The 22,552-nt window shown below is 60.7% G+C and carries 21 protein-coding genes; 14 read left to right on the forward strand and 7 right to left on the reverse strand.

The window, feature by feature from the left end:
• Position 1: 1 nt before the first annotated feature.
• Positions 2–1,285, reverse strand: a complete 1,284-nt coding sequence (locus E4P32_RS17230) for an FAD-dependent oxidoreductase (RefSeq protein ID WP_116436440.1) — start codon at positions 1,283–1,285, stop codon at positions 2–4.
• Positions 1,286–1,418: 133 nt separating this feature from the next.
• On the opposite strand from E4P32_RS17230, the gene E4P32_RS17235 reads away from it, so the two are divergent.
• Positions 1,419–2,033, forward strand: a complete 615-nt coding sequence (locus tag E4P32_RS17235; protein WP_116436441.1) for a TetR/AcrR family transcriptional regulator — start codon at positions 1,419–1,421, stop codon at positions 2,031–2,033.
• Between the two features lie 68 nt (positions 2,034–2,101).
• Here the strand turns inward: E4P32_RS17235 and ssb are convergent, their stop codons facing one another.
• On the reverse strand, positions 2,102–2,629 hold the full coding sequence (gene ssb / locus E4P32_RS17240) for a single-stranded DNA-binding protein (RefSeq protein ID WP_116436442.1): 528 nt from the start codon (positions 2,627–2,629) through the stop codon (positions 2,102–2,104).
• A gap of 43 nt (positions 2,630–2,672) precedes the next feature.
• Complete coding sequence (locus E4P32_RS17245; protein WP_116436645.1) at positions 2,673–3,869, reverse strand: MFS transporter; 1,197 nt, start codon at positions 3,867–3,869, stop codon at positions 2,673–2,675.
• 60 nt (positions 3,870–3,929) lie between these two features.
• Here E4P32_RS17245 and E4P32_RS17250 point away from each other — a divergent pair, with 60 nt between their 5' ends.
• From E4P32_RS17250 to E4P32_RS17265, 4 genes are all read left to right on the forward strand, one after another.
• Positions 3,930–4,145: a hypothetical protein gene (locus E4P32_RS17250; protein ID WP_135008757.1), complete on the forward strand. Its 216-nt coding sequence runs from the start codon at positions 3,930–3,932 to the stop codon at positions 4,143–4,145.
• 56 nt (positions 4,146–4,201) lie between these two features.
• Entirely contained in the window at positions 4,202–5,956 is a 1,755-nt protein-coding gene (locus E4P32_RS17255) for a glycosyl transferase (protein ID WP_116436443.1), read from the forward strand.
• Positions 5,957–6,079: 123 nt separating this feature from the next.
• Positions 6,080–8,935, forward strand: a complete 2,856-nt coding sequence (uvrA, locus tag E4P32_RS17260) for an excinuclease ABC subunit UvrA (RefSeq protein WP_116436444.1) — start codon at positions 6,080–6,082, stop codon at positions 8,933–8,935.
• 21 nt (positions 8,936–8,956) lie between these two features.
• Positions 8,957–9,721, forward strand: coding sequence for a phytanoyl-CoA dioxygenase family protein (locus E4P32_RS17265; protein WP_116436445.1), 765 nt, complete (start codon positions 8,957–8,959; stop codon positions 9,719–9,721).
• A gap of 87 nt (positions 9,722–9,808) precedes the next feature.
• Here the strand turns inward: E4P32_RS17265 and E4P32_RS17270 are convergent, their stop codons facing one another.
• From E4P32_RS17270 to E4P32_RS17280, 3 genes are all read right to left on the reverse strand, one after another.
• Positions 9,809–11,545 (reverse strand): methyl-accepting chemotaxis protein, encoded by a 1,737-nt coding sequence (locus tag E4P32_RS17270; RefSeq protein WP_116436446.1) that lies wholly within the window; start codon positions 11,543–11,545, stop codon positions 9,809–9,811.
• A gap of 112 nt (positions 11,546–11,657) precedes the next feature.
• Positions 11,658–12,584: an AEC family transporter gene (locus tag E4P32_RS17275; protein WP_116436447.1), complete on the reverse strand. Its 927-nt coding sequence runs from the start codon at positions 12,582–12,584 to the stop codon at positions 11,658–11,660.
• A gap of 13 nt (positions 12,585–12,597) precedes the next feature.
• Complete coding sequence (locus tag E4P32_RS17280) at positions 12,598–14,586, reverse strand: cation:proton antiporter (RefSeq protein ID WP_116436448.1); 1,989 nt, start codon at positions 14,584–14,586, stop codon at positions 12,598–12,600.
• A 255-nt stretch (positions 14,587–14,841) separates the two neighbouring features.
• Here E4P32_RS17280 and E4P32_RS17285 point away from each other — a divergent pair, with 255 nt between their 5' ends.
• The 9 genes from E4P32_RS17285 (at position 14,842) to E4P32_RS17325 (ending at position 21,644) form a co-directional block, all read left to right on the forward strand.
• Complete coding sequence (locus E4P32_RS17285) at positions 14,842–15,870, forward strand: KpsF/GutQ family sugar-phosphate isomerase (RefSeq protein ID WP_116436449.1); 1,029 nt, start codon at positions 14,842–14,844, stop codon at positions 15,868–15,870.
• On the forward strand, positions 15,870–16,421 hold the full coding sequence (locus E4P32_RS17290; RefSeq protein WP_116436450.1) for an HAD hydrolase family protein: 552 nt from the start codon (positions 15,870–15,872) through the stop codon (positions 16,419–16,421). Before E4P32_RS17285 ends, E4P32_RS17290 begins: the two co-directional genes overlap by 1 nt.
• Positions 16,418–17,029 (forward strand): LPS export ABC transporter periplasmic protein LptC, encoded by a 612-nt coding sequence (lptC, locus tag E4P32_RS17295; protein WP_116436451.1) that lies wholly within the window; start codon positions 16,418–16,420, stop codon positions 17,027–17,029. Before E4P32_RS17290 ends, lptC begins: the two co-directional genes overlap by 4 nt.
• A 76-nt stretch (positions 17,030–17,105) precedes the next feature.
• The gene (gene lptA / locus E4P32_RS17300; protein ID WP_116436452.1) at positions 17,106–17,663 is read left to right on the forward strand and encodes a lipopolysaccharide transport periplasmic protein LptA; all 558 of its coding nucleotides are present in this window, start codon (positions 17,106–17,108) and stop codon (positions 17,661–17,663) included.
• A gap of 1 nt (position 17,664) precedes the next feature.
• A complete protein-coding gene (gene lptB, locus E4P32_RS17305) occupies positions 17,665–18,408 on the forward strand; it encodes an LPS export ABC transporter ATP-binding protein (RefSeq protein ID WP_116436453.1) in 744 nt (247 codons plus the stop codon).
• Positions 18,409–18,444: 36 nt separating this feature from the next.
• On the forward strand, positions 18,445–19,926 hold the full coding sequence (locus tag E4P32_RS17310) for an RNA polymerase factor sigma-54 (protein WP_116436454.1): 1,482 nt from the start codon (positions 18,445–18,447) through the stop codon (positions 19,924–19,926).
• 123 nt (positions 19,927–20,049) lie between these two features.
• Positions 20,050–20,403 (forward strand): ribosome-associated translation inhibitor RaiA, encoded by a 354-nt coding sequence (raiA, locus tag E4P32_RS17315; RefSeq protein ID WP_116436455.1) that lies wholly within the window; start codon positions 20,050–20,052, stop codon positions 20,401–20,403.
• A gap of 322 nt (positions 20,404–20,725) precedes the next feature.
• On the forward strand, positions 20,726–21,037 hold the full coding sequence (gene grxD / locus E4P32_RS17320; RefSeq protein ID WP_053195041.1) for a Grx4 family monothiol glutaredoxin: 312 nt from the start codon (positions 20,726–20,728) through the stop codon (positions 21,035–21,037).
• Between the two features lie 4 nt (positions 21,038–21,041).
• Positions 21,042–21,644 carry a UbiX family flavin prenyltransferase gene (locus E4P32_RS17325; RefSeq protein ID WP_116436456.1) on the forward strand — a complete coding sequence of 201 codons (603 nt, stop codon included), beginning with the start codon at positions 21,042–21,044 and terminating at the stop codon, positions 21,642–21,644.
• A 47-nt stretch (positions 21,645–21,691) separates the two neighbouring features.
• Here the strand turns inward: E4P32_RS17325 and E4P32_RS17330 are convergent, their stop codons facing one another.
• Positions 21,692–22,450 (reverse strand): SDR family oxidoreductase, encoded by a 759-nt coding sequence (locus tag E4P32_RS17330; protein ID WP_116436457.1) that lies wholly within the window; start codon positions 22,448–22,450, stop codon positions 21,692–21,694.
• Between the last annotated feature and the right edge of the window lie 102 nt (positions 22,451–22,552).

A 22,552-nucleotide genomic window follows, 5' to 3' on the forward strand; every position in this document is an offset into this window, starting at 1 on the left:
GTCAGACCTTCGCCCATAACGGCGCCACACCAAAATCCGCGACCACGCGCAGCGCCGATTTCAGGCCGTCTTCGTGAAAACCGTAACCAGTCCAGGCGCCGGCGAACCAGGTGCGTCGTTTTCCCTGGATGGCAGCCAAGACGTTTTGTGCAGCAATGGCCGCCTGATCGAATACCGGATGATCGTAGTCGAACTTCGCGATCGTCTTGTCGGCGGCGGGCGGCGAGAATGGATTGAGCGTCACCATCACCGCGCTCTTGCATGGCAACGCCTGCAATTGATTGAGCCAGTAGCTGACGCACACCGCACGGGCGCCGTCTTGCGCCGCAGAAGCTGCACCGAGGTAATTCCAGGAAGACCAGACTTTGCGCCGCTGCGGCATCAGCGACAGATCGGTGTGCAGGTAGGCAGTGTTGGCCTGATAGCGTACTGCCGACAACAGGGCGCGCTCTTCGGCATCGGCGTCAGTGAGCATGTGCAAAGTATCCGGAGCATGCGTGGCGAACACGACGCTGTCGAATTGTTCGTAACCGCTATGCGTGCGGACGGTCACCGCGTCGTCGCTGCGCAGCACCGTCAGCACCTCGGTGTTGAGCCGCACCGCCGGCAGGGTGGCCGTGATCTTCCTGACGTATTCGCGCGCGCCGCCTTTGACCGTGCGCCATTGCGGGCGATCATTGACCTGCAGCAATCCGTGATTGAGGCAGAAGCGCAGGAAGGTCGCGGCCGGGAATTGCAAGATATCCGCCGGCGCGCTTGACCAGATCGCCGCCGCCATCGGCAGCAGGTAGGCATCGCGAAACATCGCGCCGTAGCTGCCGGCGGCCAGCAGCTGTTCCAGCGTTACAGGCGCATCGAGGCTGGCGGCGAGATTGCTTTCCGCCGCGCGATTGAAGCGCAGGATGTCGCGCAACATGCCGAGGAAAGCCGGCGACAGCAATCGCCGGCGCTGTGCAAACACCGTATCCAGGCTGGTGCCTGCCCATTCGAATCCGCCGTCGTCGAGCGACACGCCGAACGACATGTCGGTGGTGTAACTGTCGACACCGAGTTCGTCGAGCAAGGAGATCAGATTCGGATAGGTCGCTTCGTTGAACACCAGAAATCCTGTATCGACCGGAAAGCTCAGGCCTTCCAGCGTCACGTCCACCGTGTTGGTATGGCCCCCTATATAGCTGCCGGCTTCGTACACCACGACGTCATGCTCACGGGCAAGGAAATACGCGCTCGCAAGGCCGGATATGCCGGCCCCGATCACTGCGATTTTTTGCCTTGCTTGCGTCATTGGCGACCTTTCGTGTCGTTTTGTCGTGCATGCGCCCGTTTGCGCGTTGTTGGTTTTGCTGCTTTTGCCACTTCGGTGCTAAGATTACTACCAATATAAAATAAAATCTACCAATTAGTAACTAAAGCTACCAATGAGTATTTTTGGCAAATTAAGCTTCAAGGATCAAGCCTTCAAGCTGCGTGAGAACGCCATTCTGGATGCGGCCACGTCCGTATTGGGCACCAAGGGTTACGACCTGATGACCATGGACGACGTCGCCGGCGCGGTGGGGATCTCCAAACCGAGCCTGTACAAGCATTTCAAATCGAAGGAAGACCTGGTCGGCGAAGCGCTGATCCGTCTGATCGATGGCGCGGTGGACTATCTGGCGCAACTCGATGCTGCGTTAAGTCCGAAAAACAAGCTGGCGGCACTGCTGGAATGGGCCTTGCGCGTGCGGCTGGACGGCGGCCTGCCGTTTCTGCCGTCGACCAGCGCACATGTGCGCGACATGCTCATGCGCAACCTCAAGTACGTCACGCGCGTACTCAAGCTCAACGGTCAGATCGAAAAACTAGTGCTGGCGGCGCAGAAAAGCGGTGAGCTCGACGCCGCCCTGCCCAGCGACGTCATCCTGTTCAGCTATTACGCGCGCACCTGCGATCCGGCGGTGGAATACCTGCAGCGCTTCAGCAAGATGAGCAACGAGGATATCGTGCGCCACATGCTGCAAGTGGCGTTCGACGGTTTTCATCCGGCGCGCTGACATCCTTGCGGCCATAAAAAAACCGGCGCTCTCGCGAGGGCCGGTTTTTTATTGTGCCGAGGTATCGATCAGAACGGGATGTCGTCATCCATATCCGAGAAGTTCGGCGCCGGACGAGCTGCCGCCGGCGCGCGCGCTGCGCCACCTCCGCCGCCATTGCCACCAGCACCGCCACCCGGGCTCTGACGCGCCGGCGCACCGCCGCCACCGCCGCCATAACTACCGCTGCCGCCGTCATCCGACGCGCCACCGCCCATGCCCTGGCGGCCGCCCAGCATTTGCATGGTGTCGGCGATGATTTCAGTCGTGTACTTTTCGACGCCGTCCTTGTCGGTCCACTTGCGTGTCTGCAGGCGGCCTTCGACGTAGACTTGCGAACCCTTTTTCAGGTACTGGCCGGCGATCTCAGCCAGCTTGCGATAGAAGGTGATGCGATGCCATTCGGTGAGTTCTTTCTTTTCACCGCTGTTCTTGTCTTTCCAGCTTTCGGTCGTGGCGACGGCGACGTTGGTGACGGCTTCGCCATTGGGCATGTAACGCGTTTCCGGGTCACGTCCGAGATTGCCGACGATGATGACTTTATTGACCGATGCCATTGTTTCTCCTGGATTTCACTAAATTTGATAATTGATTCACTGATTAAGCAGCTGCGCTTGCCGGCTGGACGCCGCGGCGCGGCAGATTTTTCATGTTAGACGCGATTATAAGCCAGGTCAGTGTTGCCACAGCACACATTACAAACACCGAGGGGGCGCCGGCATATTGTTTAAGCCATCCGCCCAGCGCGCCGCCGCAGAACAGACCGAGCGCCTGCAGCGTATTGTAGACGCCCAGCGCGGTGCCTTTGGCGGCGGCCGGTGCAATGCGCGACACCAGCGACGGCTGGCAGGCTTCCAGGATGTTGAACGCGATGAAAAATGCAAACAACAGCAACACCAGCACCCACCAATGCGCGGCGAAATGCGACAAGGTCAGCCACATGCCGATCTGCACCAACAGCAGCAAGGAAATGGCGGCGACGAACACCTGCTTCATGAGTCCACGCTTTTCGCCGATGAACACCGGCGGCAGCATGAAGACGAACGAGGCCAGCACCACGGGCAGGTAAATCTTCCAGTGCTCGGCTACCGGCAAACCGGCATATTGCACCAGCGCCGCCGGCAACACCACGAACATCGCCATCTGCGTCATGTGCAGTGCGAATACACCGAAATTCAGGCGCATCAACTCGCCATGGCGCAGCACCTCGCCCAGCGGCACGCGGCGCGCCTTGACCATCGGCGCATCGGGAACCACGAACAGCACTACGCCGATGGCAGCCAGCGCCAATACGCCGGTGAGCCCGAAGATGCCGCCCATGCCGATTGCCTTATATAACAACGGCGAGGCTACCAGCGACACCGCGAAGGTCAGGCCGATCGAGCCACCCACCATCGCCATAGCTTTGGTGCGATGTTCTTCGCGCGTCGAATCGGCGATGAAGGCAGTCACCGCCGCCGAAATCGCCCCCGCACCCTGAATGGCGCGGCCGGCGATGACCCAGCCGATATCCTGCGCGCCCGCGGCAATGAAAGAACCCAGGGCAAACAACACTAGTCCCACCACGATGACGCGCTTGCGGCCATATTTGTCGGATGCCATGCCGAACGGGATCTGGCCGAACGATTGCGCCAGACCGTAGATGCCCATGGCGAGTCCGACCATGGCCGCGCTTTCGCCGCCCGACATGCCTTTGGCATGGACCGCGAATACCGGCAGGATCAGGAACAGGCCGAGCATGCGCAAGGCGAAAATCGATGCCAGCGAGGCGCTGGCACGGATTTCGGCGCCGGACATGCCGGCTTTCTGTGCGGATTCGGAAGAATTGGCGTTCATGGTGGAAATGGTGGAGACGACGTGGCTGAGCATTCTGCAAGACCGGGTGAAAAATCAACAGACCGCGTTGACGGCTACCCAAACCGGCAAACCCGCAAACCCGATATGTTAGCAGCAAACAAATCCGGCACTGCTTTTTCCGAATCGCTTGAGTGGAACACCGTCGAATTCCCAATGCGCGGCATTTCTTTACTTAATTTTCATGTTTCGTTTTGTAACGCCATGTTTCCGGTTTGATCATTATGTAACAATAGACGGTTGCCCATTTCAGCCTGTTGCTCGTATTCAATTTTATGCTTTCGCCTGTCCGCTCTCCCTACCTGACGCCATTCCAGCAGCACCTTTCGCCGAAGGCGGCATGGTTGATTCTGGCAGCCGTGGCATGCGCCTACTTGCTTCCCGGTATCTTCGGACACGGCCCCTGGAAACAGGATGAAGCCTACAGCTTCGGCATGATCCATCACATGCTCACCAGCGGCGACTATCTGGTGCCGACCAACGCCGGCGTACCCTTCATGGAAAAGCCGCCGTTGTATTACTGGAGCGCCGCGCTGTTCGCCACCGCGCTGCATCCCTGGCTCAGCTATGCCGACGGCGCACGCGTGACGTCGGTGTTCTTCATGCTGGTGACGCTGCTGTTCGTGGCGCGGATTGCGCGCGCCGCCTGGAACGAAGATGGTTTCCTGAACGCGCGCGTGCTTGGCACGCTGGCGCTGTTCGCCGGCACGGTCGGCATGATCAAGCATGCACATGACATGTTCACCGACGTCGCACTGGTGTGCGGCGGCACGATTGCCATGTACGGCCTGCTGCGGATCGCGCTCAACGAACAACGCAAGACGCCGCGGCTGTCGGCGGCGCTCTGGTTCGGCCTCGGCGTGGGCATTGCCGAAATGTCCAAGGGCCTGTTCGTTCCCGTCATCTACGCTGCCACCGCCTTGCTGGTCGGCTTGCTGGTGCGCGAGTGCCGCTGCCGCTCCTACCTCCGCATGGTCGGTTTGGCCGTGCTGGTGTCGCTGCCGTTCTTCATCATCTGGCCGGCGTTGCTGGCGCAGCATTCGATGCCGCTGTTCATGGAATGGTTTTGGGACAACAACGTCGGCCGTTTCCTCGGCTTCTCCGTCAAGAAGCTTGGCTCCGATAACGACCACACAGTGATCTTCCGCGCATTGACCGGCTTTGCGCTGCCGGGAGCGCCGCTGGCCGTGCTGGCGATGGCCGGCGGCGAATGGCGCAGAATCCGTCAGCCGCGCGTGGCCGTTCCGCTGGCGTTCACTTCGGTGTGCGTCGCCCTGCTGCTGATGTCGGCCACTGCGCGCCAGTTGTACCTGCTGCCGTTGATCCTGCCGCTGTGCCTGCTCGGATCGGCCGCCATCGACCGCCTGCACGACTGGGTGCACCTGAGCTGGGATTGGTTTGCGCGCTTGTTTTTTGGCGCGATGACCGCACTTGTATGGACGATCTACGTGATTTCCATCGGTCCGGTTGAACACCATCATTATTTGTCTTACCTCGCCAAATGGCTGCCGCTCGGCTTCATCACGCCGCTGCAGCCGCTGGCGCTGGGTGCGGCGATTCTGATGACGCTGGGCTGGCTATGCTGCCTGCCGCGCCTGAAACAATGCGGCAAGTGGCGCGGCGCGCTGAGCTGGTTCGCCGGCCTGACGCTGATGTGGGGCGCGGCTTACACCCTGCTGTTGCCATGGGGCGATTTCGCCAAGAGCTTTGAATATGTCTACGCCCGCCTGTCGGACCAGCTGAAACCGGAATGGCGCAACGGCGATTGCATGGCCAGTATCGGCCTGGGTGAATCGGAAGCGCCGATGCTGTTTTATTACACCGGCATTCTCCACCAGCCCGTCGACCAGACCCTGAGAACCGGCTGCCGCTGGACCATCGTCCAGACGCCGTTCGGCACCGGTCTGCCGGCGGGCGAATGGACGCCGTTCTGGAAAGGCTCGCGCGACGGCGACGATGAACAGACTTTCAAGGTCTATCGGCGCAACACGCCGACGGCAGCCGCGACAAATCACGAAATCACGAAGTAACGCCAGGATCTTTCCCAGCCCGCCGGCCCAGCCGTAAATGGTGAGTCCTGATATAGTAATAGGTTGATCCTCCATTCAATGTTCATATGAACAACGGATGGAAAACTTACGCTGAAGGCATCCATGGAAGAAATTCGCATTCGCGGCGCACGCACGCACAATCTGAAGAACATCAGCCTCGACTTACCCCGCAACAAACTGATCGTGATCACCGGCCTGTCCGGCTCGGGCAAGTCGTCGCTGGCATTCGACACGCTGTATGCAGAAGGCCAGCGCCGCTATGTCGAGTCGCTGTCGTCCTACGCGCGCCAATTCCTGCAACTGATGGAAAAGCCCGACGTCGACCTGATCGAAGGCCTGTCGCCGGCGATCTCCATCGAGCAGAAGGCGACCTCGCACAATCCGCGCTCGACCGTCGGCACCGTTACCGAAATCCATGACTACCTGCGCCTGCTGTATGCGCGCGTCGGCACGCCCTACTGCCCCGACCATCCGGAAAATCCGTTGGCTGCGCAATCGGTGTCGCAAATGGTCGACGCCGTGCTGGCCATGCCGGAAGACACCAAACTGATGATCCTGGCGCCGGTCGTGGCCAACCGCAAGGGCGAGCACGTCGACCTGTTCGAACAGATGCAGGCGCACGGCTTCGTGCGTTTCCGCATCCAGAGCGGCACCGGCACGGCAAAAGTCTACGAGATCGATGACCTGCCCAAGCTGAAGAAAACCGAAAAGCACACCATCGACGTCGTCATCGACCGCGTCAAGGTCAAGGAAGACATCAAGCAACGCCTGGCGGAGAGTTTTGAAACCGCGCTGCGCATCGCCGATGGTCGCGCCATTGCGCTGGAGATGGATACCGCCAAGGAACATCTCTACTCCAACAAATTCGCCTGCCCCACTTGCGGCTATTCGCTGCAGGAGTTGGAGCCGCGCCTGTTCTCGTTCAACAATCCGATGGGCGCCTGCCCGGAATGCGACGGTCTGGGCCACATCGAGTTCTTCGATCCGAAGCGCATCGTCGCCTTCCCGAATCTGTCGCTGGCCAGCGGCGCCATCAAGGGCTGGGATCGCCGCAACCAGTTCTACTTCCAGATGCTGTCGAACCTGGCGGCGTTCTATGAATTCGACATCGACGTTCCGTTTGAACAATTGCCGGAAAAATCCCAGCAAGTGATCCTGTACGGCTCCGGCCGCCAGACCGTGCCGTTTACTTACGTGAACGAGCGTGGCCGCACCGTGATCAAGGAACACACGTTCGAAGGCGTCGTCACCAACCTGCAACGCCGTTATCGCGAAACCGATTCGATGGCGGTCAAGGAAGAACTGGCCAAGTTCATCAACGAAAAGGAATGCCCGTCCTGCGGCGGCGCACGCCTGCGCGTGGAAGCGCGTTTCGTCAAGATCGGCACCGGTCGCCAGCAGCGCGCCATCTATGAAGTCGCGGCGACGCCGTTGCGCGAAACTTTGGCGTTCTTCGAGAACCTGAAGCTGACCGGCGCCAAGAAAGAAATTGCCGATCGCATCATCAAGGAAATCATCTCGCGCCTGAAATTCCTCAACAACGTCGGCCTCGATTACCTCTCCCTTGAGCGCAGCGCCGATACGCTGTCCGGCGGTGAAGCCCAGCGCATCCGCCTGGCCTCGCAGATCGGCTCGGGCCTGACCGGTGTCATGTACGTGCTGGATGAGCCGTCGATCGGCCTGCATCAGCGCGACAACGATCGCCTGATCGGCACGCTCAAGCACCTGCGCGACATCGGCAACAGCGTACTGGTGGTGGAGCATGACGAAGACGCCATCCGCACCGCCGACTACGTGGTCGACATGGGCCTGGGCGCCGGCGTGCACGGCGGCGACATCATCGCCCAGGGCACGCTGGAAGACATCCTCAAGAGCAAGAAATCGCTGACCGCGAAATACCTCAACGGCTCGCTGGAAATCAGCGTGCCGAAGAAGCGCGTGCAGCCCGATCCGGAACGCCAGCTGACCATCACCGGCGCCACCGGCAACAACCTCAAGAACGTCAGCTTCGACCTGCCGGTCGGCCTGCTCACCTGCGTGACCGGCGTGTCCGGTTCGGGCAAGTCGACGCTGGTCAACGACACGCTCTACCTGGCCGCGTCGCGCCACCTGTACGGCTCGCAGACCGAACCGGCGGAGCATGAATCGATCAGCGGCCTGGAACATTTCGACAAGGTGATCTCGGTCGACCAGGCGCCGATCGGCCGCACGCCGCGTTCGAATCCGGCGACTTACACCGGTCTGTTCACGCCGATCCGCGATCTGTTCGCCACCGTGCCTGCCGCCAAGGAACGCGGCTACAGCGCCGGACGCTTCTCGTTCAACGTCAAGGGCGGCCGCTGCGAAGCCTGCCAGGGCGACGGCGTGATCAAGGTCGAGATGCACTTCCTGCCGGACGTCTACGTGCCGTGCGATGTCTGCCACGGCAAGCGCTACAACCGCGAAACCCTGGAAGTGCAATACAAGGGCAAGAACATCACCGAAATCCTCGAGATGACGGTGGAAGACGCGCATACCTTCTTCCTGCCCGTGCCGCTGATCGCGCGCAAGCTGCAAACCCTGCTCGACGTCGGCCTCGGCTACATCAAGCTGGGCCAGAGCGCGACCACGCTGTCGGGCGGCGAAGCGCAGCGCGTCAAACTGTCGCTGGAGCTGTCCAAACGCGATACCGGGCGTACGCTGTACATCCTGGACGAGCCGACCACCGGCCTGCATTTCCACGATATCGACCTGTTGCTGAAGGTGATCCATCGCTTGCGCGACCAGGGCAATACGCTGGCCATCATCGAACACAATCTGGACGTCATCAAGACTGCCGACTGGGTCATCGACCTCGGTCCCGAAGGTGGCGCAGGCGGCGGCAAGATCATCGCCGTCGGCTCGCCCGAAGACATCGCCAAGAATCCGGAAAGCATTACCGGCCATTACCTGGCGCCGCTGTTGAAAAAGAAGAAGTAGCAGAAAGACGCAAGGCCAGCCATGGACGCTCCACTCTCCTCAGCCCAGATCGAGGCCTTCCGCAGCCAGGGTTACCTGCTGCTCAAGGGCTTCGTTCCGGCGGCCGCCTGCGACGACATGCTGGCGGTGACGCGTACGCATGTCCAACAGGCCGTGGCGCCGCTGGAATACGAAGCCGAAGTCGGCTACGCCGGCGCGCCGTCATCGCTCGACGCACCGGGCGGCCGCACGGCGCGACGCTTGCGCGCGGCGTGGCAACGCGACGATCATTTCCGCGCGTGGGCATCCAATCCGACGCTGGTGGCGGCGCTGCATCAGTTGTTCGAGGAGCCGGTCAGCGTCACGCTGGCGCATCACAATTGTGTGATGACCAAGCATCCGACCTTTGGCACCGCAACCGGCTGGCATCGCGATATCCGTTACTGGTCGTTCCCGCGCAATGAATTGATTTCAGTCTGGCTGGCGCTGGGTCCGGAACACGCCGACAACGGCGGACTCAAGTTCATACCGCGTTCGCACCTGTTGCAATTGCAGCCGGACCAGATGGACGAACTCGACTTCCTGCGTCCGGAAGTGGCGACTAACCAGGCGCTGTTTGCGCAGGGGATTTCCGTGCCGCTCGAAAAGGGCGACGTGGTGCTGTTCCACAGCGGTCTGTTCCACGCCGCCGGTCGCAACAGTTCGGACCAGGTCAAGGCCTCGGTGGTGTTCGCCTATCACGGTCGCAGCAATGCGCCGATTACGGGAACACGCTCGGCGGCAGCGGAAGATATTGCACTGGATTGAGGATGCATTGATTGCTCAAAAAAAAAGGGAGTTGCCATTACCGGCAACTCCCTTTTTTACGTCCTGAAGTATCTCGAAGAACCTGCGTCAGAACTGTTCCCAGTCATCATCGTTCGGCTTGACTGCCGCACTCGCAGGCAAGGTCGGCGCAGCGGCAGGCTTCGCCACCCGGGCTGGGGCAGTCACCGGCTTCTTGGCTGCCGATACCGCCTTGACCGCTGCCGGACGCGGTGTGATGTCGACGGTGCGCACCGGAGCTGAAGCGGCTGCCAGCCGATGGGTGCCGTCCAGTTTGAACACGCTGACCGACTGCGTCAGGCGCTGCGCCTGGTCCTGCAACGACTGCGCCGCTGCCGCCGCCTGCTCGACCAGCGCAGCATTCTGTTGCGTAGTCTCGTCCATCTGGGTGATGGCGCGGTTGACTTCCTCGATGCCTGAACTCTGCTCCTGACTCGCCGCCGTGATCTCGCCCATGACGTCGGTCACGCGTTTGACGCTGGCGACCACTTCATCCATCGTGACGCCGGCCTGCTCAACCAGCTTGCTGCCTTCGCCGACCTTTTGCACCGAGTCGTCGATCAGGGTCTTGATTTCTTTTGCAGCGGCAGCGGAGCGCTGCGCCAGGCTGCGCACTTCCGACGCCACCACGGCAAAACCGCGGCCTTGTTCACCGGCGCGGGCGGCTTCCACTGCGGCATTCAGCGCCAGGATATTGGTCTGGAAGGCGATGCCGTCAATCACGCTGATGATGTCGACAATCTTTTTCGACGAGTCGTTGATGTTGTTCATCGTGACCACCACCTGGCTGACGACGTTGCCGCCCTCTTGCGCAATCTGCGACGCCGAGGCGGCCAGTTGGTTGGCCTGGCGCGCGTTGTCGGCATTCTGCTTGACGGTCGAGGTCAGCTCTTCCATCGCCGAGGCGGTTTCTTCCAGCGAGCCGGCCTGGCTTTCAGTGCGCGCCGACAGGTCGAGGTTGCCGGTGGCGATTTCGCTGGAGGCGGTCGAGATGGTGTCGGTGCTCACGCGCACTTCGCCGACGATTTGCTGCAGGCGGGCGTTCATGGTTTTCAGGGCTTCCATGAGCTGGCCGGCTTCGTCGCGCGAATGCACCACGATGTCCTGCGTCAGGTCGCCATCGGCCACGCCGCGCGCCACCCGGACGGCTTCATTGAGCGGTCCGGAAATCGCCCGCACCAGCCAGATGCCCATGATCAGCGCGACCGACAAACCGATGACGATGGCGGCAATGGTCATGGTCAGGAAGGTGTCGTAGCGCGCCTGCGATTCGTTGTAGAGCTGCTTGCTGACGTCCTGCTGCAAGGTGTTCAGCTTGGCCATGGTGGCGCTGATCTGTTTGGACATCTGCAACAACGGGCCGTTGTACAGATCGGTCGCCCCCTGGAAGTCACGGTTGTGCAGTGCTTCCATGGCCGGCTTGACGCCGTCGGCGATGAATTTCTTCTTCTGTGCGGTGAATTGCTCGGTCAGTTGCTTCTCTTCCGGCGTCAGGTAAGTCGCCAGGTAAGCTTGCCAGACCTTCTCGCCCTCTTGCAGGGTCTTGTCGAGCGCGTCCATGTTCTTGTCGATTTCACCGGAGTCTCCGACGATGGCGGTCGAGATGGCGTAACGCCCCATTTCGACCGCGGTCGCCACCTCGCCCAGTTGCCCAAGCGCAATGACGCGATCTTCGTACAGCGACTTGAGCGCCGAATTGGTTTGTTGCAGGCTGGTCAGGCCGACGGCGCCGAACAACGCCAGCAGAACTGAGAGAAAACTGACGACAAAAATGAGGCGCGCCTTGATGGAAAAATTCTTGAACATGACAACTTCCTTACAGTCGGATTGAGCACTGGATCAAGCACCCAGAGTGTCCTATTCTGTAAGCATTTCCCGTACCAAGATACGCGAAATAAAGCCGTGCGCACCACGCATTTCAACGGATTGACGGTTGTAATCCCAACCACAAACCCAGCGGCACGAAAATCAAGGCAGCCAGGTTTCCCATGAGCACGATCGATGCCACTTTGTCCGGCTCCTGGCGGTATTGCTCCGCCACCATGAAACACAGCACCGCCGGCGGCAAGGCGCCGAACAGATACATCTGGCCGCGCTGGCCTGCCGTCAACGGCAATACCTGATCGAGCGCAAAGGCGACGATCAATCCGACCAGCGGACACGTCACCGCGCCGACCAGGCCGATGTGCCAGCTCTTGAAGCTGATGTCCATCATGCGCACGCCGAGCGCGAACAGCATGATCGGGATGCTGGCTTCACCGAGCAGCTTCATCGCCGAGAACACCGGCTGCGGCAGCGGCACGTGCAGGACTGCGAACAATACCCCCAGCACCATGGCGACCATGATCGGGCTCTTGAACAGCTTGAGGAAGGAGCCGGGGCGGGTGCTGGTCGTACGCCCATGCTGCAGCATCTTGATGCCCAGCGAGAAGTACACGAAGGTGGCCGCCGTGAACAAGGCCACCGCCGCCGACAGACTCTCCGGGCCGAAGGCCAGCAGCATCAGCGGCACGCCCATGTTGCCGCCGTTGTTGTACATCATCGGCGGCAGGAAGGTGCGTTTGTCGTAGCCCAGCATTGTTGCCACCGGCCAGGCCAGCAGGGCAGAGCCGAGCGAGATGAGCACGCTGGCCAGGATCAGCCAGCCGTTGTGCGCCAGGTCGAAATCCTTGGCCGACAAGGCGCTGAACACCATCAGCGGCGCCAGCACCTCCATCGACACACGATTGACCGAGGCCATGTCGGAACGCACCACTTCGCCGCGCCAGCGCGCATAGCCGTAGCCGATGGCGATGATGGCGAAGACGGGAAGAATGATCCCGGTGATGCGTTCAAGGATTTCCATTCAGGTCCACGGTTTACTTTTTGAGGAGGCGTTTTTCGGCGCGCAGGATGTTTTCGCCGGTGCCGCGCAACACCACGATGTCGCCGGTCTGCAAGACGGTGTCCGGCGTGAACTCGACGCGCAGCTTACCGCGTCGGAGCATGGTGACTTCGGTGTCGAATTGTTCCAGCGCGACCTGATAGAGCGTCTTGCCGATCGAAACGGCGCCCTCGTTAAGAGCGACCGATTGCAGCCGCACGTTGAGGTTGTCATTGTCTTCGGGCACGTCCGAGGCGCCGTGGAAATAGCCGCGCAGGGAGGTATAGCGCTCGTCGCGCGCGCTTTGTACACGGTGCACCACGCGGCGCAGCGGCACGCCCAGCATCACCAGCGCATGCGAGGCCAGCATCAGGCTGCCTTCCAGCGCTTCGGGGACGACTTCGGTGGCGCCGGCCTCGAGCAGCTTGTCGAGATCGGCGTCGTCGTGACTGCGCACGATGACCGGCAAGGTCGGCGCCAGTTCATTGGCGTGATGCAAGACCTTCAGGGCCGACGGCGTGCTGGCGTAGGTCACCACCAGCGCGGCGGCGCGGTGGATGCCGGCGGCGACCAGACTTTCACGGCGGGCGGCGTCGCCGTAGGACACGTTGGCACCGGCTTCGCGGGTGTCGTGCACCAGGTCCGGGTCCATTTCCAGCGCGTGATAGGGAATGCCTTCTTCTTCGAGCAGCTTGGCCAGGCTCTGGCCGCTGCGGCCGAAGCCGGCAATGATGACGTGCTTCTGGCTCGACATGGTGCGCGTGGCCAGTTGCGTCAGCGCCAGCGATTGCAGCATCCATTCGTTGGCCGACAGCTTCATCACGATGGCGTCGGATTTGGCCAGCAGGAACGGCGCCGCCAGCATCGACAACACCATCGAAGCCAGAATCACCTGGATCAGCAGCGGATCCATCAGTTGCAGACCGCCCGCCTGGTTCAGCAGCACGAAGCCGAATTCGCCGGCTTGCGCCAGCGCCAGGCCGGTGCGCAACGCCACGCCGGTCGTTGAGCCGAACAGTTTGGCGAGACCGGCGATCAGCACGAATTTGAGCAGCACCGGGCCGACCAGCAGCAACAGCACCAGCCACCAGTGCTCCAGCACCAGGTGCACGTTGAGCAGCATGCCGATGGTGATGAAGAACAACCCGAGCAGCACGTCGCGGAAGGACTTGATGTCTTCTTCCACCTGGTGCTTGTATTCGGTTTCGGAAATCAGCATGCCGGCGATGAAGGCGCCCAGCGCCAGCGACAGGCCTGCCTTTTCGGTGATCCAGGCGGCGCCCAGCGTGATCATGAGCAGGTTCAGCATGAACAGTTCCTGCGAGCGCCGCTTGACGACGATCTGGAACCAGCTGCGCATGAGCTTCTGGCCGAAGAACAGCAGCAGCGCCAGCACCACCAGCGCCTTGATCGAGGCCCAGGCCAGTGTGACGACCAGGTTGCCGGAATTCTTGGCCAGCGCCGGCACGATGATCAGCAGCGGCACCAGCGCCAGATCCTGGAACAGCAGGATGCCGAGGATACGGCGGCCGTGTTCGGTTTCCAGCTCGAGCCGCTCGGTCAGCAGCTTGGAAACGATGGCGGTGGACGACATCGCCAGCGCGCCGCCCAGCGCAAATGCCGCCGGCCAACTGATTTCATGGAGTTGCGGCAGGACGTAGGCGGTGCTCCAGCCGAACACCATCGCGACGGCAATGGTCGCCAATACCTGCGCCACACCGAGGCCGAAGACAATGTGCCGCATGGCCGACAACTTGGGCAGCGAGAATTCCAGGCCGATCGAGAACATCAGGAACACCACGCCGAACTCCGCCAACGCGTGCGTGGTTTCATTGTCGTCGGCGAAACCGAGCCCGTGCGGGCCGATGACAATGCCGACGACGAGGTAACCCAGCATCGGTGGCAGATGCATCATTCGAAAAGCAACGACACCAAGCACCGCGGCGCCGAGCAGAAGAAGTGTGAGCTCTAGTCCTGAAAACATGTAGTGGAAAACGAAGCAAGTTTTATAAGTGGAGGCCGCAAGGCCTGTTAAGCCAGAATCATGCCCGCCTTGCCGCCATGGATTCCGATCGGTGTCGCACCGCAGCAAGCCCGCTGTGAGCAGCCTTGTTCCCAGGCTTTTCATGTTTTTGCGTCGCAAATGGCCGCGCCGGATCCGGCGGCATGACATCCCTGACACTACACGACGTTACATCTGGCAAGTTTTTTGCTTTCGTAATTCGTTTATACTTCGGTTATGAGTGTAACCGAAGCCAAAATCTTGCCAAAATCTTTTTCTACCGAACGCGCCCAGCGCGCGCTTGAGCTCGCCCGTCAAACTCTCCAGATTGAAGCCGACGCCATCCTGGCGCTGAAATCCCGCATGTCGGACGCCGACGCAGAGCCGCTGGCCCGCGCCGTCGGCGTCTTGCTGGAGTCCAAGGGCCGCGTCGTGGTGTCGGGCATCGGCAAATCCGGTCATATCGGCCGCAAGATCGCCGCCACTTTCGCCTCCACCGGTACACCGGCCTTGTTCATGCATCCGGCCGAAGCCGCACATGGCGATCTCGGCATGGTCACCGCTGGCGATGTTTTCATTGCCATCTCGAATTCCGGCGAGACCGCCGAGCTCATGGCCATCGTCCCCATCATCAAGCGCATGGGCGCCTACCTGATCGCCATGACCGGCAACGACGAATCCAGCCTGGCGCGCCTGTCGGCGATCCACCTGAACGTCGGCGTCGCCAAGGAAGCCTGCACCCTCAACCTGGCCCCCACCGCCAGCACCACCGCCACGCTGGCGATGGGCGACGCGCTGGCGGTGTCGTTGCTGGACGCGCGCGGCTTCCTCGAAGAAGACTTTGCCCGTTCGCATCCGGGCGGTGCGCTGGGCCGACGCCTGCTGACCCACGTGCGCGACGTGATGCGCACCGGCGACGCCATTCCGGCGGTCAAGCCGGATGTATCGCTGTCGGCGGCGCTGATGGAAATCACCCGCAAGGGCATGGCGATGACCGCCGTCGTTGACGACGACAACCATCCGATCGGGGTATTCACCGACGGCGACCTGCGCCGCCTGCTGGAGCGCGGTGAGGATTTCACCAAATCGTCGATTGCCGACGTCATGCACCGCGGTCCGCGCACCATCAACCCCGATCAGTTGGCGGTCGACGCCGTCCAGCTGATGGAAGAGTTCCGCATCAACCAGGTGCTGGTGGCCGATGCCCAGGGCAAGCTGGTGGGCGCGCTGCATATCCACGACCTGACCCGCGCCAAGGTGATCTGATGACAGATCGGTTCAGCCAGGCCAGCGCGGCCGCCCTCGCCAATGCCAAGCAAGTCCGGTTGATGATTTTCGACGTCGACGGCGTGCTGACCGACGGCGGCTTGTATTACGGCCCGGAAGGCGAACCGGTCAAGCGCTTCCACGCGCTCGACGGCCACGGCATCAAGATGCTGCAGCAATTCGGCGGCATCGCTACGGCCATCATCACCGCGCGCCAGTCGCCAATCGTCCTGCGTCGCGCCAAGGACCTGGGCATTGCCCACGTGTTCCAGGGCGTGCACGACAAGCGCATCGCCTTCGCGCAATTGCTTGAACAAACCGGCGTCGCCGCCTCCGCCTGCGGCTACCTCGGCGACGACGTGATCGATTTGCCGGTGCTGACCAAGGTCGGCTTCACTGCTTGCGTGGCCAACGGCCATCATGACGTCAAGCAGCGTGCCGACTACATCACCGACAGCTCCGGCGGCAACGGTGCAGCGCGCGAAGTCTGCGACTTCATCCTGACCGCGCAAGGCTATTACGAAGCAGCGCTGGCTGCTTACCTGGCATGAGCAACCGCAGCGGCGAACGCGCAGCGCAGCGCATCCGGCTGATCGTCATCCTGGTGGTGCTGACGGCGCTGGCGCTGGGCAGCTTCTGGGTGCTGCAGGTCATGCGCCGCAATACCGACGATACGCTTGCCGCACGTCCGCGCAGCAAGCCGGATTATTACGTTGAAGATTTCAGCTACGTGAAGATGTCCGAGACAGGCCAGCCGCGCTACGACATCACCGGCAAGAAGATGGTGCATTTCCCGACCGATGATTCGTTCGAAGTGACCTTGCCCGTCATCACCAGCCTGACCAAGGAAAAAGCGCCGATGACCCTCCGCTCGCAGCGCGCCAGGATTGAAGACGACAACAGCAAGATCCACATGTATGACAACGTCAACGCCGACCGCTCTGCGTTCGGCACCGCCGAAGACATGCACCTGAAAACCGAATACCTGTTGCTGTTGCCCGACGAAGATATCGCGCGCACCGACAAGCCGGTTGAAATCCGGATGGGGCAATCCATCATGAACGGCACCGGCATGATCGCCAACAACGCGACGCAGGAATTCCAGTTGCTCCACAATGTGCGCGGCACGTATCAGCCGCGCTCACGTCCGTCCCGTTAGCGTTTCGCCTTCATTCTTCAGCCGTCAGCCCAACGCCAATTGGCATAATCAAAACGAGATACTTGCGCAGGATCCTATGAAAACGACATCCCTACTGCCGCTGCTTACCGTGCTCCTGATGAGCGTTGCCGGCATCGCCCGCGCCGAACGCGCCGACACTGAAAAGCCGACCCGCATCGAAGCCGAGCAAATGGTGTACGACGACGTCAAGCAGGTGAAGACCTTCACCGGCAATGTCGTGCTCACGCGCGGCACGCTGCTGATCAAGGCCGGCAAAGTGGTGCTGACCACCGATCCGTCCGGTTATGAACTGGCCATCCTGTACGCCGCGCCCGGCCAGCTGGCCAGCTTCCGCCAGAAGCGCGACGGCGGTCCCAACCTGTGGATCGAAGGCCAGGCCGAACGCATCGAGTACAGCGAAAAGACTGAAATCTCGAAACTGTTTACACGCGCCCACATGCAACGCATGGACGGCCCGCGCGTGACCGATGAAGTCAACGGCGAATTCATCTCCTACGACAGCCGCGCCGAGTTCTATTCGGTCAACAACACCAACACCGGCGAAAGCAAGCCGGGCGGCGGTCGCATCACCGCGATCATCCAGCCGCGCGTCGATTCTTCGAAGGGCCAATAAGATGGCGACCAGTTCTCTCGTTGTACGCGGATTGAAAAAGAGCTACGGTGCACGCCAGGTCGTCAGCGACGTCTCGCTTGAAGTCGCCAGCGGCGAAGTGGTGGGTCTGCTGGGGCCCAACGGCGCCGGCAAGACCACCTCGTTCTACATGATCGTCGGCCTGGTGCCGTCCGACGGCGGCGAGATCGACCTCGACGGTTCGGCGATTTCGCGCCTGCCGATCCACGAGCGCGCCCAGCTCGGCTTGTCCTATCTGCCGCAGGAAGCCTCGGTGTTCCGCAAGCTCAACGTGGAAGACAACATCCGCGCCGTGCTGGAACTGCGCAAGGAAAACGGCAAGTCGCTCAGCCGCGATGAAATCGAAGGCCGCCTCAACAGCCTGCTGCACGAATTGCAGATCGAGAAACTGCGCGAAAGCCCTGCCTTGTCGCTATCCGGCGGTGAACGCCGACGCGTCGAAATCGCCCGCGCGCTGGCGACCGATCCGCGCTTCGTGCTGCTGGACGAACCGTTCGCCGGTATCGACCCGATCGCCGTGATCGAGATCCAGCGCATCGTGCGCTTCCTCAAGGAACGCGGCATCGGCGTGCTCATCACCGATCACAACGTGCGCGAAACGCTGGGCATCTGCGACCGCGCCTACATCATCAACCAGGGCACCGTGCTGGCCAGCGGCAGCCCTGACGACATCATCGCCGATGAGTCAGTCCGCCGCGTGTATCTGGGCGAACACTTCCGCATGTAATCTGCACGCAATTTTTTGCGGCCAACTGAAAACTGAATGAAACAATCCCTCCAGCTTCGCACCTCCCAGCATCTCGCATTGACGCCGCAATTGCAGCAGTCGATCCGTTTGCTGCAGCTGTCGACGCTGGAGCTGCACCAGGAACTGGAACAGATCCTGTCGGATAATCCGCTGCTGGAACGCCTCGACGACGCGCTCGACAATTCCGTGCGACTGCTTGCCGACGGCGCCCTCAGCAGCCCGTCATCGGCGCAGGCCGAGCCGGTCGAAAACAGCGCCGCCAGCGCCGCACCTGCGGAAGGCGAAGCCGGCGATCCGCAGGACAGCGCAAGCGGCGACGAGCATGCGAGCGGCGATACCGACTGGAGCTTCGACGACGTCGCACGCACCGGCAAGACGCCCGACGACGAAGACTCGCGTCCGCAACTCGAAGCGCATGACGTCACGCTGCGCGAACACCTGCAGGAGCAGACCCGCCTCACCGTGCGCAGCCTGCGTGACCGCGCACTGATCGAACTGATCATCGATGCGATTGATGACCATGGCTACCTGGAAGAGTCGCTGGAAGAAATCCATGCGCGCCTGCCCGAAGAACTGGAAATCGAACTTGACGAACTGACCATTGCGCTGAAGCTGCTGCAGAGTTTCGAGCCGGCCGGCGTCGGTGCGCGCGGCGCTTCCGAATGCCTGGCGCTGCAAGTCCGGCGCTTGCCGAAAGTGGCCTTCGTCACCCGTCGGCTCGCGCTCACCATCGTCGAAGATTATCTGACGCTGTTCGCCCAGCGCGATTTCAACAAGATCAAGAAGGCGCTCGGCTGCGACGACGAAGACCTGCGCGAAGCGCAGGCCGTGATTCGCCAGTGCCATCCGCATCCCGGCGCCGCGTTTGCATCGGGCCGATCCGACTACGTTGTGCCCGACGTGATTGTCAAAGCGGCAAAGGACGGCTGGCAGGTTTTGCTCAACCATGACGTGATGCCGCGACTGCGCGTCAACGCCATGTACGCCAATGCGCTCAAGCAGGCCAAGGGTGACGGATCGCTCGGTTCGCAGCTGCAGGAAGCCAAGTGGCTGATCAAGAATATGCGTCAGCGCTTCGACACAATTTTGCGTGTCGCTCAGGCAATTGTTGAAAGGCAACGCAACTTTTTTTCACATGGCGCCGTTGCCATGCGCCCCCTTGTGTTGCGCGAAATAGCTGATACACTGGGTCTACACGAGAGCACTATTTCTCGTGTAACGACTCAGAAGTACATGCTGACCCCGCATGGCATGTTTGAGTTGAAATACTTCTTCGGCAGCCACGTCGCGACGGAAACAGGAGGAGAAGCTTCCTCCACTGCGATACGGGCTCTCATCAAACAACTGATAGGAGCAGAAGACCCCAAGAACCCACTCTCTGATAGCAAGATTGCAGATATGTTGGCGGAACAGGGCATGGTGGTGGCGCGACGGACCGTCGCGAAATACCGCGAAGTGCTCAAAATTCCGCCGGTGAATCTCCGCAAATCTCTGTAAGTTTTTCTGTAGCAAAGCATCGTTGCTGTGTTCTGTTGAGTTCGGGTGTTTTGTTCTGGTGCTGCCTGCAAGCAACCGGACAATGCGTAAGAACCTCCAGCAATCTCACGATAGGAGTGCTGTATGAATCTGACCATTAGTGGCCATCACCTCGATTTGACCCCCGCCATCCGCGCGTACGTGCAAAACAAGCTGACGCGCATCAAGCGTCACTTTGACCACGTGATAGACATCAGTGTCATTCTCAGCGTAGACAAGCTGACCGAAAAAGAAAAACGCCAGAAAGCAGAAATAAACGTTCATATCAAGGGGAAAGACCTGCATGCCGAGAGCATTGCACACGACCTGTACGCCGCCATCGACATGCTGATCGACAAGCTGGATCGTCAAGTCATCAAGCACAAGGACCGCGTGCAAAACCATCACTCGATGGCAAAACGCCTGCCGGAAGAACCGCTTTCCGCAGCTGCCTCGTGATAGCCAACTAGCCGCCGGACTGGACCGGCAACAGAAAAAGGGCGCGCAAGCGCCCTTTCTTGTTTCTGCAATGACAACGTCACCGCATATTTCGAAATCATTTCCATCTTTTTTAAATTTTTTCTTAAAATCTTTTACAGAATTTCTTCCTGCTGCAGAGCGCCGGTCTTGCAATCCTGCAAATCATTTACATCTTGTTCGCAGCAGCCCTGTACGCGCCGTGTTGCCTGAAAGACATTTCCCTGTGCAACGGCACTCTCCCAACGCGCACGCCCGCTTTTTCATATAATGGCGGCATTGCGAACTTTTTGAAGGTGTAGTCATGAGCGAAGTCCAATCCTGGATCAAGGAAACCGTTACCCAAAACCCTGTCGTGCTGTTCATGAAGGGCACGGCGCAATTCCCGCAGTGCGGCTTCTCCGGCAAGGCGATCCAATTGCTCAAGGCCAGCGGCGCGGAAAACATCGTGACCGTCAACGTGCTGGAAAGCGCCGACGTGCGCCAGGGCATCAAGGAATACTCGAACTGGCCGACCATTCCCCAGTTGTACGTCAAGGGTGAATTCATCGGCGGCTCCGACATCCTGAGCGAAATGTACGAATCGGGCGAATTGCAAACCCTGTTCAAGGGCTGATCTCCTGTCCATCGCGACAAATTCCGCGCCGCGCCGGCGCCTGATCGTCGCCATCACCGGCGCGACCGGCGTGGCGTACGGCGTGCGACTGTTGGATGTGCTGCGCGAGGCGGATGTGGAAACCCATCTGCTGGTGTCCGAAGCCGGGGTGCTTAATTTGCATCAGGAACTCGACATGAGCCGCAAGGACGTCGAGGCGCTGGCCGATGTGGTGCATCCGGTGCGCGACGTCGGCGCCTCGATTGCCAGCGGCTCGTTCACTTCGTCGGGGATGATCGTCGCGCCCTGTTCGATGAAGACGCTCGCCGCCATCGCCAACGGCCTGTCCGACAATCTCATCTCGCGCGCCGCCGACGTGGTTCTGAAAGAACGCCGCCGCCTGGTGCTGATGGTGCGTGAAACGCCGTTCAATCTGGCCCACCTGCGCAACATGACCAGCGTCACCGAAATGGGCGGCATCATCTTCCCACCCCTGCCCGGCTTCTACCACCGCCCGCAATCGATCGCCGACATGATCGATCACACGCTGGGCCGCGTGCTTGACCTCTACGACATCCCGCATGCGCTGACGCCGCGCTGGGCCGGTCTGAAAAACCAGTCGACATAAAAAAACGCTGCCTTGAAAGCAGCGTTTTTTATTTGCGGAAGCGTATTTCAGCCGCGGCCGATAAAAGGCATTTTTGTTGCCATGACAGTCATGAACTGCACGTTGGCATCCAGCGGCAGGCTGTCCATGTAGAGGATCGCCTTCGCCACGTGGCCCGCATCCATGGTCGGCTCAACCTGGGTCGAACCATCAGCCTGCAAGGTGCCCTTCTTCATCAGCTCGGTCATGTCGGTCGAGGCATTGCCGATGTCGATCTGGCCGCAGGCGATGTCGTAGCGGCGACCGTCGAGCGAAGTCGACTTGGTGAGGCCGGTGATCGCATGCTTGGTCGCGGTGTACGACACCGAAAACGGCCGCGGCGCATGGGCCGAAATCGAACCGTTGTTGATGATGCGGCCGCCGCGCGGCGATTGTTCCTTCATGAGACGGAACGCTTCCTGGGTGCACAGGAAGACGCCGGTGAGGTTGATGTCGACTGCCGACTTCCACTGCTCGTAGCTGAGTTCTTCCAGAGACATCGGCGGCGCGAAGATGCCGGCGTTATTGAACAGCAGATCGAGGCGACCGAATTTCTCTTTTGTCTTCGCAAACAGGTTCTTCACCGAAGCTGGATCGCTGACGTCGGCCGGCACCACCAGTGCATGGGCGCCGAATTCGCCGGCCGCCTTGACGGTTTCTTCCAGCGGCTCCTGGCGACGACCGGCCAGCACGACGGCATAGCCGTCACGCAGCAAGGCCAGCGAAATCTGTTTGCCGATGCCGGAACCGGCGCCGGTGACCAATGCGATTTTCTTCGGTGCTGCCATCTTCTGTGCTCCTCTGTTTTCTTGGAAAGGGGGATGTCTGCCGTGCGCGTCAGTAGGTGCGGCACGTTCTCGTCGAGCGTTTTACTATAGCAGCTGTCGCCG

Source organism: Herbaspirillum sp. 3R11 (assembly GCF_004563925.1).
Classification (GTDB): domain Bacteria; phylum Pseudomonadota; class Gammaproteobacteria; order Burkholderiales; family Burkholderiaceae_D; genus Herbaspirillum.

What these genes read in the sequence shown, in the direction of transcription:
- E4P32_RS17230 (WP_116436440.1), bottom strand. Translation starts at nt 1,285, where the DNA reads ATGACGCAAGCAAGGCAAAAAATCGCAGTGATCGGGGCCGGCATATCC.
- E4P32_RS17235 (WP_116436441.1), top strand. Translation starts at nt 1,419, where the DNA reads ATGAGTATTTTTGGCAAATTAAGCTTCAAGGATCAAGCCTTCAAGCTG.
- ssb (WP_116436442.1), bottom strand. Translation starts at nt 2,629, where the DNA reads ATGGCATCGGTCAATAAAGTCATCATCGTCGGCAATCTCGGACGTGAC.
- E4P32_RS17245 (WP_116436645.1), bottom strand. Translation starts at nt 3,869, where the DNA reads ATGTCCGGCGCCGAAATCCGTGCCAGCGCCTCGCTGGCATCGATTTTC.
- E4P32_RS17255 (WP_116436443.1), top strand. Translation starts at nt 4,202, where the DNA reads ATGCTTTCGCCTGTCCGCTCTCCCTACCTGACGCCATTCCAGCAGCAC.
- uvrA (WP_116436444.1), top strand. Translation starts at nt 6,080, where the DNA reads ATGGAAGAAATTCGCATTCGCGGCGCACGCACGCACAATCTGAAGAAC.
- E4P32_RS17265 (WP_116436445.1), top strand. Translation starts at nt 8,957, where the DNA reads ATGGACGCTCCACTCTCCTCAGCCCAGATCGAGGCCTTCCGCAGCCAG.
- E4P32_RS17270 (WP_116436446.1), bottom strand. Translation starts at nt 11,545, where the DNA reads ATGTTCAAGAATTTTTCCATCAAGGCGCGCCTCATTTTTGTCGTCAGT.
- E4P32_RS17275 (WP_116436447.1), bottom strand. Translation starts at nt 12,584, where the DNA reads ATGGAAATCCTTGAACGCATCACCGGGATCATTCTTCCCGTCTTCGCC.
- E4P32_RS17280 (WP_116436448.1), bottom strand. Translation starts at nt 14,586, where the DNA reads ATGTTTTCAGGACTAGAGCTCACACTTCTTCTGCTCGGCGCCGCGGTG.
- E4P32_RS17285 (WP_116436449.1), top strand. Translation starts at nt 14,842, where the DNA reads ATGAGTGTAACCGAAGCCAAAATCTTGCCAAAATCTTTTTCTACCGAA.
- E4P32_RS17290 (WP_116436450.1), top strand. Translation starts at nt 15,870, where the DNA reads ATGACAGATCGGTTCAGCCAGGCCAGCGCGGCCGCCCTCGCCAATGCC.
- lptC (WP_116436451.1), top strand. Translation starts at nt 16,418, where the DNA reads ATGAGCAACCGCAGCGGCGAACGCGCAGCGCAGCGCATCCGGCTGATC.
- lptA (WP_116436452.1), top strand. Translation starts at nt 17,106, where the DNA reads ATGAAAACGACATCCCTACTGCCGCTGCTTACCGTGCTCCTGATGAGC.
- lptB (WP_116436453.1), top strand. Translation starts at nt 17,665, where the DNA reads ATGGCGACCAGTTCTCTCGTTGTACGCGGATTGAAAAAGAGCTACGGT.
- E4P32_RS17310 (WP_116436454.1), top strand. Translation starts at nt 18,445, where the DNA reads ATGAAACAATCCCTCCAGCTTCGCACCTCCCAGCATCTCGCATTGACG.
- raiA (WP_116436455.1), top strand. Translation starts at nt 20,050, where the DNA reads ATGAATCTGACCATTAGTGGCCATCACCTCGATTTGACCCCCGCCATC.
- grxD (WP_053195041.1), top strand. Translation starts at nt 20,726, where the DNA reads ATGAGCGAAGTCCAATCCTGGATCAAGGAAACCGTTACCCAAAACCCT.
- E4P32_RS17330 (WP_116436457.1), bottom strand. Translation starts at nt 22,450, where the DNA reads ATGGCAGCACCGAAGAAAATCGCATTGGTCACCGGCGCCGGTTCCGGC.